This window comes from Peptostreptococcus sp. D1, from assembly GCF_900112955.1.
Taxonomy (GTDB): domain Bacteria; phylum Bacillota; class Clostridia; order Peptostreptococcales; family Peptostreptococcaceae; genus Peptostreptococcus.
Window position 1 is genome coordinate 1 of the sequence record NZ_FONP01000035.1, and the last position, 1,968, is coordinate 1,968.

1 protein-coding gene is annotated in these 1,968 nt (G+C 37.2%); it reads left to right on the plus strand.

Going from position 1 to position 1,968, the window contains the following annotated elements; translation table 11 throughout:
- Positions 1 to 160: 160 nt before the first annotated feature.
- The coding region (locus BM120_RS10635; protein WP_207645724.1) for an InlB B-repeat-containing protein at positions 161 to 1,968 on the plus strand (1,808 nt) is incomplete at its 3' end.

A 1,968-nucleotide genomic window follows, 5' to 3' on the forward strand; every position in this document is an offset into this window, starting at 1 on the left:
AGACAGACAGACAGACAGACAGACAGACAGACAGACAGAGCAATAATTCTGTCTTTTTGTGATGTAGATTTTTATAGTTGGCAGGAATATGTACCTGATGGATAGGTATGTACTTTTGCCAATTTTTTTACAATTTTTCAAAAAAAGGAGTATAAAAACAATGAAAAAACAGTTTAAACAGTTTATGAGTTTAATAATGGCTTTTCTAATAATGTTTACAGTTATTCCTTTTAAAGGAGTGGCTGAGGAGCAGAAGACTTTTGAAGCTTCTAATTTTGAAGAGCTTAAACAGGCAGTGGAAACCATTAATAATGAAGCCTCAGACGATTATATTATAAAATTAACGGGAGATATAGATTTTGCTGATTCGGGATATGATTGTTATTTTAAAGAGAATGTTACAATTTTAGGGAATGGACATAAAATTGATCTTGGTAATGTTCAGTCACACGGTCAGCTAGGGGTAATGGAGAATAAAATTTTATCATTAGGGGCTGATAAAAGTCCTGACGAGAGTAAATTAACGATTACTGCAAGCATGAAAGATGATGGACTTCGTTCGGATGCCGCTATTAGAATAGGTAACGGTCAATATGCTAACCAAGCAGGGACATTAAATATATATGACGGTGTTGAAATAACAGGTTTTAAAACAAACGGAGCTTCTCCGGGCTCTGCCGTAAATATAGAGAATGGGATATTTAATATGTATGGAGGCAGTATTCATCATAATACCACTGAAGCCCAATCCGGAATAGGAGGGGCGGTTTCATCAGCTTCATGGCTCGTAGCCGAGGCTTGTACATTCAATATGCATGGAGGTCGTATTTACGAAAATGAAACCCAAAATGATTGGGGAATGTCTATTGCAGGCGGTGGAGTGCATTTGGAAAGAGCAAACTTTACCATGAGGGGAGGCACTATTGAAAAGAATAGGATATCTGCAAACGGAAATCTTGGTGATACTCGTGGTGGTGGTGTCGCTATTTATTCTGCTCCTTCGGAAATTATCTTGGAAGGTGGAAAGATATCAAATAACGAAGCTGTATATGGCGGAGGATTATTTGTAGAGGATTCTAAAGTCAATATAAAAAACGGTTTTATTTTAAATGGAAATTATGCTATTGAAATGGGCGGAGGTATTACGGTAAATGGCGATGTGGAGTTAAATTTAGAATCAGGAGCTGTTATTGCCAATAACACTGCAGCTTCTAAAGGAGATGATATTGCTAATTATAACGGTAAGATTAATTTATCCCCTGCCGAGCAGATGAATACAAGACTTACAACAGACGGTTCAAATAAGTTAATTGACGGATGGTATATGGATGATACAGGTGCAAGGTGGGGAGTAGGTAATGCCAACTTGGTAGATATTTCCAATACGATAGAGGGAGACATATTTTTAAAAGCCGCACACAACGGTATAATAGAACAGACAGCTACATTCATAAATGAGGATGCAGAATATGCAAAGGTAAAGGTTGAAACGGGCAAGGCGATTGACAATGACGATTTAACAGATGAGTCAATGCCACAAAATCCAACTAAGAGCGGATATACATTCAAAGAATGGAATACACAAAAAGACGGTAAAGGAATTGCCTTTACAGGAACGACCGTTGTAAATGAAGATATGACGGTCTATGCGATTTATAGTAAAAATGCTATTGTCATCAATGAAGCACCGAAATTAGAAGTTACAGATAAGACTATAGAAAAGGGAGAGAATTTAGACCTTAAAGACCTTGTTGTATCAGCTACGGATAAAGAAGACGGAGACCTTAAATCTAAGGTTGAGCTTGTAGATAACGGCGGATTTGATAAGGACAAGGCAGGAAAATACACAATTACCTTTAAAGTAACGGATAAGGACGGAGCAAGTACAACTAAAAAAGCAACAGTTACTGTAATAGAAAAGGATAAGCCGAAACCAAATCCTGATGACAATAAACCGAAACCAAATCC